We start from the raw sequence: 8151 nt of genomic DNA, 5'->3' as shown, positions 1-8151 counted from the left end.
ATTACAATTAAGTTTTTCGATTGTGTTCTGCGGTATTTTTGACGGTAGACACCTTTCCGTTTCTTGGGGTTCGACCCGCCCTAGCGGCCGCCTCGACCCGCGCTCGTCACGACCTGTCAACTGAGCGTGACCTGCCGGTTGGTGAGCCCGCCGCGCGCGCGGCGCTCGTCGGCGGTCAGCGGCACGCCCGCCGCGAGGGCCCCGGCGAGCCGCTCGGCGAACTCGGCGGCCGGCTTCTCCACGTCCTCCGCACCGACTCCGCTCGGCAGATCCCACACCGGGACGGTGAGGCCGTGAGCGCGGAAGGAACCCACGAGGCGCGTGCCGTCACCGAGGTTGGACCGGCCCGCCGCGTGCAGCCGCGCGAGTGCGTCCAGAAGCAGCTCCTCCTCGTGCGGCATGACCCAGCGCAGGTGGTTCTTGTCCGGCGTCTCGCACCAGTACGCCGCGTCCACGCCCGTGAGCTTCGCGGTCGGGATCGCCGCGGCGTTCGCCCGCTCCAGGGAGGCGGTCACTTCCGGAGTCGCGTTCTCCGCGTCCGGAACCCAGAATTCGAAGCCGCTGTGCACAACTGGCTCGAACGCGCCTTCGGGATCGAGTAGATCCTGCAGCCGCGGACCCTCGGCGGGCGCCCGGCGGCTCTGGACCGGATTGCCCGGCTCCGCGGCGAGGGCGCGCTGGAGGGTGTCGGCGAGGTCGCGGCTGATGTCGCCCGACGCCGTGTCGTTCTGCAGGCCGATCAGCACCGAGCCGTCCTCGCGGCGCAGCGCCGGCCAGGCCATCGGCAGTACCGTCGCGAGCGTGACCGAGGGAACGCCCTCGGGCAGGCCGCCCTTCAGCGGCAGTTCGGCCGTGGCCGCGGGGACCAGCTCGCGCAGGGCCACCCAGTCGCCCTCGCCGGGCAGCCCCTCGAAGGGGCGGTGCACCAGCTCGGTCACCGCGTGCGCGGCGGCCCGGCCGTGGCAGGCCTTGTAACGCCGGCCGCTGCCGCAGGGGCAGGGCTCGCGCGCGCCGACGACCGGGACCTCTCCGTCGGTGATCCGAGGCTGGTTGGCCTTGGTAAGGGGTCGCTTCTTGGCCATCGTGGGTGTCTCCCGGTTACGGCTCGTCTGGTACGGGCGGGAGCCTAGCCGTTCACGCCATGACCGGCCGGAGCCTGTGGACAACGTGGCTGTCCGTGCCGACCTGTGGACAACGCACCGGCTCGTCCCGGAACCGGAGGTTCGGTCCCGCCGGATCAGCGGGTCGGTCCGGCCGTACCAGAGGTTCAGTCCAGCTCGTCGAACGCGTCCGTGAAGCCCAGTGCGGGCAGCGCGCGGACCGAGGGCGCCGTGACGCGCGTAGCGAAGTCGTCACGACGGCGTCCGGCATCCGGATCATGAACGTCGACGTGCACGACGACCCACACCGTGACCTCGCCGCGGGTGTCGTCGCGCACACCCCAGTCGTCCGCGAGCGCCGTGATGATGTTCAGCCCCCGGCCGCCGTGCGCGGTGACCGACGGAGTGGCCGGAGCCGGGCGGGTGGGTCCGCCACCGTCCGTCACCTCCACCGTGAGCCGGCCGCCCGTGTCGACGCGCCAGGCGGCGCGGACATCACCGTCCCCGGCGAGGGCGTCGCCCAGAGGTCGACCGTGCTTGCACGCGTTGCTCAACAGCTCGGAAAGGATCAGCACGGCATCGTCGATGACCGCGTCCGACACCCCTCTTCCGCGCAGCTGCTCGCGCATGCGGTGTCTCGCCTCACCCACGCCCGCAGGGCCATGGGGTACGGCCATGCTCGACGACGTGGGCACCTCCTGTGCCACCACCAACGCCACCCCCGAGACCTCCTTCGCCCCACGCCACGGTGTGGATGCCCCATTGGCCTGAACCGGAAACCGGCCAACTCACGTTCGGTGACGCATTCGCAGTGATCGAACACGGACCGAACGCGCCGGTGCACTCCCCGTAGTCACGTGGCTGGAATTCGCCGGTGTGACTGAGATTCGGAGGATGTCGTCAGTGGGGCGGGTGGGTCAAGGGTTTCTTCACAGGTCTTTACCAGTCTCCTGTGTGCAGCCAGTCTTCTGTGTAAAGAGGGCGCGGCTTCCTGTGAGCGAAAGGGCTCAGCGACCGAGCTGGCGCAGCACCGCGCGCGGGCGGTTGGTGATGATGGCGTCGATGCCCGACTCGACGCAGAGGTCCACGTCCTCCGGCTCGTTCACGGTCCACACGTGCACCTGGTTCCCGGCCCGCTTCAGGCGCTCGACGTACGTCGGGTGGTTGCGCACGATGCGGATCGAGGGGCCCGCGATCCCGACGCCCGCGGGCAGCCGCCCGTCGCGCAACCGCGGCGAGAGGAACTGCAGCAGATAGACCGTCGGCAGCGTCGGTGACGCGGCACGCACGCGATGGAGCGAGCGCGCCGAGAAACTCATCACGCGCACCGGCGACTCCTCGGGCGCGGCCGGCGCGTCGAGGCCGAACCGCTTCAGGAGCAGCAGCAGCCGCTCCTCCACCTGCCCCGCCCAGCGCGTGGGGTGCTTGGTCTCGATCGCCAGCTCCACCCGCCGCCCCGCGTCCGCGACGAGCTCGAGCAGCCGCTCCAGGGTCAGTACGGAGGTGTCGGCGCGGTCCTCGGGCCGGAACTCCCAGTCGGGCTCCTCGTCGCGCGTGCGCCACCCCTCCCGGGTCTTCCAGGCGCCGAAGTCCAGGGCGGCGAGATCGGCGAGCTCCAGCGCCGACACCGCCCCGCGCCCGTTGGACGTACGGTTGACGCGACGGTCGTGGACGCAGACGAGGTGTCCGTCGGCGGTCAGACGTACATCGCACTCGAGGGCGTCCGCACCGTCCTCGATCGCCTTCTTGTACGCGGCCAGGGTGTGCTCGGGGGCCTCCTCGGAGGCTCCGCGGTGGGCGACGACTTGGATCCGGGGCTGCCGTGCGTGGGTCACCGCGTCATGGTGCCACCGCCCGGGGGTAGTCGTGCGATCGGAGGGGCAGAGATTGCGTCCCTTTTGCCCCTCATGACCTATATAAGGAATAGCCCCGGACACACAGGCGCCGCTTATGGTGCCCTGACGGCTCATGGGAAAAGCTGACGGCATACAAAAGGACATGCACAGCTGCAGCGCACCGGACCGTCGAACAACGTGAACGGGCATGCCCGAGTGCGACCGAGAAGACCAGCCGTGGACCGAGGAGACAAGCTGTGAGCACCGAGAACGAGGGCAACCCGGTACCCCCGGCCCCGTCCGCACCCCCCGTGCCGGTGGATGCTCCCGCCCCCTCGGCACGCGTCGCCCCCGAGGGGGGCGCACCCACGACTCCGCTCCCGCCGACGCCTTCGAGCGCCCCCGGCGCACCGGAGCAGGACCTGCTGCACTCCGGCCACGCGCCCACGTACGCGTCCGCAGGCGCCCCCCAGGGGCCCGGCTACGGCTCGGCGGACGCCGACCACCTCCAGGGCCCCGCGTCCCAGGGCTCGGCCCCCGACGCGGCCTGGCCGCCCCCGCCCCCGGCCACCCCCTCGTACGCCGACGGCGGCTCGGGAGCCGGCTGGGGCGACTCCTACCAGCAGCAGCCCGCCCCCGCCCCCTCCCACAGGTCCGGCAGCGGGCGCGGCGGACTGATCGCCGCGATCCTGGTGGCCGCACTGGTCGCCGGCGGCCTGGGCGGCGGCCTCGGCTACACCCTGGCCAAGGACAACGACGACAGCAGCGGCTCCACCACCGTCTCCGCCTCCACCAGCGGCGGAGACGTCAAGCGCGACGCCGGCACGGTCGCGGGCGTGGCCGCCAAGGCCGTACCCAGCACCGTCACCATCGAGGCCGAGTCCACCAGCGGCGAGGGCGGCACCGGCACCGGCTTCGTCTTCGACACCCAGGGCCACATCGTCACCAACAACCACGTCGTCGCGGACGCCATCGACGGCGGCAAGCTGACGGCCACCTTCCCGAACGGCAAGAAGTACGACGCCGAGGTGGTCGGCCACGCACAGGGCTACGACGTCGCGGTCATCAAGCTCAAGAACCCGCCGTCCGACCTCAAGCCCCTCGCCCTCGGCGACTCCGACAAGGTCGCCGTCGGCGACTCCACGATCGCCATCGGCGCGCCCTTCGGTCTGTCCAACACCGTGACGACCGGCATCATCAGCGCGAAGAACCGCCCCGTGGCCTCCAGCGACGGCACCGGCTCCAACGCCTCCTACATGAGCGCCCTCCAGACGGACGCCTCGATCAACCCGGGCAACTCCGGCGGCCCCCTCCTGGACGCCCAGGGCAACGTGATCGGCATCAACTCCGCGATCCAGTCCACCGGCAGCGGCGGCCTGGGCGGTACCAGCCAGTCCGGCTCGATCGGCCTCGGCTTCGCCATCCCGATCAACCAGGCCAAGTACGTCGCCCAGCAGCTGATCAAGACCGGCAAGCCGGTCTACGCGAAGATCGGCGCGTCCGTCTCCCTCGAGGACTCCACCGGCGGCGCGAAGATCAGCGAACAGGGCGCCGGCAGCTCCGACGCCGTCGAGGCGGGCGGCCCCGCCGCCGACGCCGGCCTCAAGCCCGGCGACGTCATCACCAAGCTCGACGACCACGTGATCGACTCCGGCCCGACCCTGATCGGCGAGATCTGGACCCACAAGCCGGGCGACAAGGTCACGATCACCTACGAGCGCGGTGGCAAGACCCACACGGTGGACCTGACGCTGGGCTCCCGCGAGGGCGACAGCTGAGTCCGAGGGTCCAACTGACGCGCACGCGTGCGTGAAGCGCGATGAGCCGGGTGCCGGAGCTCCCCCTCCGACACCCGGCTCAGTCATGGGCTCTGTGGGCCGACCGGGCTCAACGGGCCGACCGGGCTCAATGGGCCGACTCTCGACTCACTTCTCGAAGAGGCTGTTGAGCTCCCCCTGGGACATCTGGTCCTCGGCGTACGAGAACGTCCCCGACTCGGCCAACTCCCGTGCGGCAAGCACCAGTCGCCGATACATCGCCCGCGCGATGCTGCCCCCCACGGTGACCCGCCGTACCCCCAACTCGCGCAACTCCGCCATCCCCAGCGCGTTCCCGGTCAGCCCCATGACCACGTTGAGCGGCCCGTCGAGCTCGCGGACGAGCGTCCCGATGGTCGCCGCGTCAGCAGCCCCCGGCACGAACGCGCAGTCCGCGCCGGCCGCCAGATACGCGTTGGCCCGCCGCACACACTCGTCGAGCGAACCGCCGACGAGGAGCACATCGGTCCGCCCCACGAGCACGAACGGCTCCCCGTGGCCGTCAACAGCCTCCCGCGCGGCCCGAATCCGCTCCACGGCGAGGTCGTGCCCGTAGAGCGGCCGGTCCCGCTCCCCGGTGAAGTCCTCGACATTGCCGCCGGCCACACCGGTGGCGAGCGCCGCCGCGACGGTCTCGGCGACCACCTCGGGCGCCTCCCCGTACCCGTCCTCCAGATCGGCACTGACGGGCACGGACACCCCACGGGCGATCTCCCCAACCCGCCCGAGCATGGTCCCCCGATCAACGCGCCCGGCGCCCACCCCCGCCGCCTCCGCGTCGGCGAAGAAGTCATGATCCGGCCGCCCAAGGGAGAAGGCGACCCCCGCGCTGGTGGTGGCCAGCGCGGAGAACCCGGCGGCCTCCAGCACCTTGGCGCTCCCCACGTCCCAGGCATTGGGCAGGAGAAAGCACCCTTCCTTGTGCAACTCGACGAAGTGTTCCGCCAGTTGGCGACGATTGCTGTCCACGTCCCGCAGCCCTTCCTCGACGGTCCCTGCGCCCGACCCTCCCACACACCCCCTCCCGCCCCACGCTCCCCGCGAACCAACCAAGCCGGGTAGTCTGTACCCGCTCCGTCCCAGGTGGGCGGCGCGGGGTGGGTTGCCCGAGCGGCCTAAGGGAACGGTCTTGAAAACCGTCGTGGCGGCGACGTCACCGTGAGTTCGAATCTCACACCCACCGCACATGAATGGCCCCTGACCAGGCAATACAGTCGGGGGCCATTGTCGTGTCCGCCACCCGCCCGGCCCCGCGGTTCCCCGTGCTTTCCCGCTCGATCGGGCACGGAAGGGGCACGCGAGGGCACGCCCGGGGCACGCCATTTCAAGATCCAGCGGTCGGTCACCCGCCGCCCGCTAACGGTTGATCGGGATCTCGTAGACGATCTCGCAGTGAGCGACGGGCACCACGATGTCGGCGGTCTCCACGGGTCGGCCGTCGTCGCTGTAGTACGTCCGCCGGATGTGCGTGAGAAGGGCGGCCTTCTGGATCCCGAGGAGTGACGCCTCCTCAGCCGTGGCTTGTCGCGGTTCCGGTTGCTCCACTGCGTGGCTGACGGTCACTCCGATCGCGGCCATGCGGTTCACCACGCCTGCCCCCGCGTGGGGCCCTCCTTCAGGGAGGACGACGAGGGTGCCGGCGGTGAGGTCGTACGGCTCCCAACTCGTCGACAGCTGCACCGGCCTGCCGTCTGCAAGGAACTCGTACGTCGTCCGGACGCACAGATCGCCTTCGGCGAGGCCGAGCCGGGCGGCGATCTCCGCGGGAGCCGGCACCTTGGCGTCGGTCCGGCTCTCCCAGTCGCCCTGCCTGCCCAGCGCCTTCATGTCCGCGCGGAAAGGGGACCCTTGGGGCTGCTCGCGCGCCGATGAACGCACCATCCGCACCCGCTGCCGGGGTTCTGCGACGTAAGTACCTGATCCCGCGCGGCCCTCCAGGACGCCCTGAGAGATCAGCAGTTCCTGAGCCCGGCGCACCACGTTCTCGCCCACGCCGCACTCTTGGCCGATTTGGGAGCGAGAGGGGAGGCGGTCCCCCGGCTCCCACACGTGCTCCGCGATCCGCCGCCGGAGTTCGTCGGCGATGCGGAGATAGGGCGGCTGCTCAGGAATATGGAAAATCTAGTCCACTAGCTCTAATCTAGTTAACTAGCTTCACTCAAGGTGATCGCTGGTGACGGAGGCTGTCTGTGCCCGCTTCGGGAGTTAGTGCGGCGGCCCTCGTTGCTCGGCTGACCGCGATCGGGCTCCCCGCGCGCCTGGAGGAGCACGCCTTGCACACGTCGGTCGAAGCGGAGGTGCCGGAATCGCTCTCCGCCGAGTCATGGAGGGAGGCCCTGGAAGTGGTGGCTGAGGCCGATCGTTTCGGACTCCTCGCCACCAGCCTGAACGCCCGAACTTTATGGGCGGTCGTACGAAAAGCGGTCCCCGCGACGGGCGATGTCGGGGGACCGAGCCATCAGCGATAGGAGCTGATTCAGCGTGCTCAACCGTATCCGCCGTGCCGCCTGCCGTACCAGGGCGCGGTACTTCACCAAGGGCAGGCACCGCCGCCCCTTAGCGCCTTCCCCGTCGCCAACCGCTCCCGCCTTCTCCACGCTCCTGGACGAGCCAACAGTCGTTCTAGGGCCGGCACTTGACCGTGCAAGTCATAGCCGCTCGCTCATGGGCGAGGACGTAGCTTTCGTCCGGCCGTACGTGCTGGCGTGGGAAGGACGCGTGCGACGGCATCGGGCGGTTGCCGTTGCTCCCCCTCTGCCGGCCGATGCGTGGTCGGCTTCCCTGGCGGTCCGCTGATGCCCTCTCGACGGCACACCCACGGTTCGGACGCCACGGCCGCGCCGTACCGCTCGACTGCATGCCGCATCGGTACGCACCACGCTTGCGCGGAGTCCTCTCCGGCCTCCGCACCGGTCGACCTGCCCGTGATCTACGAGGCCTGCGACTGCCCCTGCCACTCAGCGCCAGGCCAAGCCTGGCCCGCGGAGGTGGCGCAATGAGCGACTCGTCGCCCGGCGGCGTCCAATATAGAGACCACCGAGAGGCAGAAGCAGGGATGACGGTGCAGAACGAACTGAGGCTTCTCCCTTGGGCGGGGCCGGACGGCAAGCCGTGCTACCTGAGCACCGACGACCCGGACGGCTACATCTCCCGCCTGGCGGACCACATCGAGGCGGTGCAACTCGGGCTGGCATCAGAACTGCTGGAGCAAGCACCCCAAGTGCTCGATGATGAGACTGCGGATCAGGGGCAACTGAGCCTTCTCACGGCCCAGTTGGCTGGCGCCTTGCAAGACGTATTGCGCGTCGCGACGAGCCGCGGCCGCCGGATGGCGACGCCTGAAGTCCCAGAGAGAGAACCGCTGTTTGACTACTGACAGCGGCTTCTGGAGAGCAGCCG

At 70.1% G+C, this 8151-nt stretch carries 7 protein-coding genes, 1 tRNA gene and 1 pseudogene; 4 read left to right on the top strand and 5 right to left on the bottom strand.

Features of this window, described 5'->3' with window-relative positions; translation table 11 throughout:
- Positions 1-116: 116 nt before the first annotated feature.
- The 3 genes and pseudogenes from ACIP6U_RS21440 to ACIP6U_RS21430 form a co-directional block, all read right to left on the bottom strand.
- Positions 117-1082 carry a DUF5926 family protein gene (locus ACIP6U_RS21440; RefSeq protein WP_401720016.1) on the bottom strand — a complete coding sequence of 322 codons (966 nt, stop codon included), beginning with the start codon at positions 1080-1082 and terminating at the stop codon, positions 117-119.
- Between the two features lie 185 nt (positions 1083-1267).
- Positions 1268-1906: pseudogene (locus ACIP6U_RS21435) on the bottom strand (ATP-binding protein).
- Positions 1907-2107: 201 nt separating this feature from the next.
- Positions 2108-2935, bottom strand: coding sequence for a glycerophosphodiester phosphodiesterase (locus ACIP6U_RS21430; RefSeq protein ID WP_401720014.1), 828 nt, complete (start codon positions 2933-2935; stop codon positions 2108-2110).
- 257 nt (positions 2936-3192) lie between these two features.
- Here ACIP6U_RS21430 and ACIP6U_RS21425 point away from each other — a divergent pair, with 257 nt between their 5' ends.
- Entirely contained in the window at positions 3193-4713 is a 1521-nt protein-coding gene (locus tag ACIP6U_RS21425) for a S1C family serine protease (protein ID WP_401720011.1), read from the top strand.
- A 147-nt stretch (positions 4714-4860) separates the two neighbouring features.
- On the opposite strand, the gene ACIP6U_RS21420 is transcribed toward ACIP6U_RS21425, so the two are convergent.
- Positions 4861-5721, bottom strand: coding sequence for an isocitrate lyase/phosphoenolpyruvate mutase family protein (locus ACIP6U_RS21420; RefSeq protein ID WP_401720008.1), 861 nt, complete (start codon positions 5719-5721; stop codon positions 4861-4863).
- Between the two features lie 127 nt (positions 5722-5848).
- Between ACIP6U_RS21420 and ACIP6U_RS21415 the strand changes: the two genes are divergently transcribed.
- A tRNA-Ser gene (locus ACIP6U_RS21415) sits at positions 5849-5935 on the top strand.
- Positions 5936-6108: 173 nt separating this feature from the next.
- On the opposite strand, the gene ACIP6U_RS21410 is transcribed toward ACIP6U_RS21415, so the two are convergent.
- Positions 6109-6864, bottom strand: coding sequence for a GntR family transcriptional regulator (locus tag ACIP6U_RS21410; protein WP_401720585.1), 756 nt, complete (start codon positions 6862-6864; stop codon positions 6109-6111).
- 77 nt (positions 6865-6941) lie between these two features.
- On the opposite strand from ACIP6U_RS21410, the gene ACIP6U_RS21405 reads away from it, so the two are divergent.
- Both ACIP6U_RS21405 and ACIP6U_RS21400 read left to right on the top strand, forming a co-directional pair.
- A complete protein-coding gene (locus ACIP6U_RS21405; protein ID WP_401720005.1) occupies positions 6942-7220 on the top strand; it encodes a hypothetical protein in 279 nt (92 codons plus the stop codon).
- A gap of 587 nt (positions 7221-7807) precedes the next feature.
- Positions 7808-8128, top strand: a complete 321-nt coding sequence (locus ACIP6U_RS21400; RefSeq protein WP_401720002.1) for a hypothetical protein — start codon at positions 7808-7810, stop codon at positions 8126-8128.
- The last annotated feature ends 23 nt before the right edge of the window (positions 8129-8151 follow it).

The sequence above is a fragment of the Streptomyces sp. NPDC088794 genome, from assembly GCF_044750545.1.
In the GTDB taxonomy this organism is placed as follows: Bacteria; Actinomycetota; Actinomycetes; order Streptomycetales; family Streptomycetaceae; genus Streptomyces.
The sequence above is the reverse complement of the archived record's forward strand: the minus strand, read 5'-3'. Positions and strand labels throughout refer to the sequence as shown.

Excerpts from the sequence above, each read along its gene's own strand:
- ACIP6U_RS21440 (WP_401720016.1), bottom strand. The coding sequence starts at position 1,082 with ATGGCCAAGAAGCGACCCCTTACCAAGGCCAACCAGCCTCGGATCACC.
- ACIP6U_RS21400 (WP_401720002.1), top strand. The coding sequence starts at position 7,808 with ATGACGGTGCAGAACGAACTGAGGCTTCTCCCTTGGGCGGGGCCGGAC.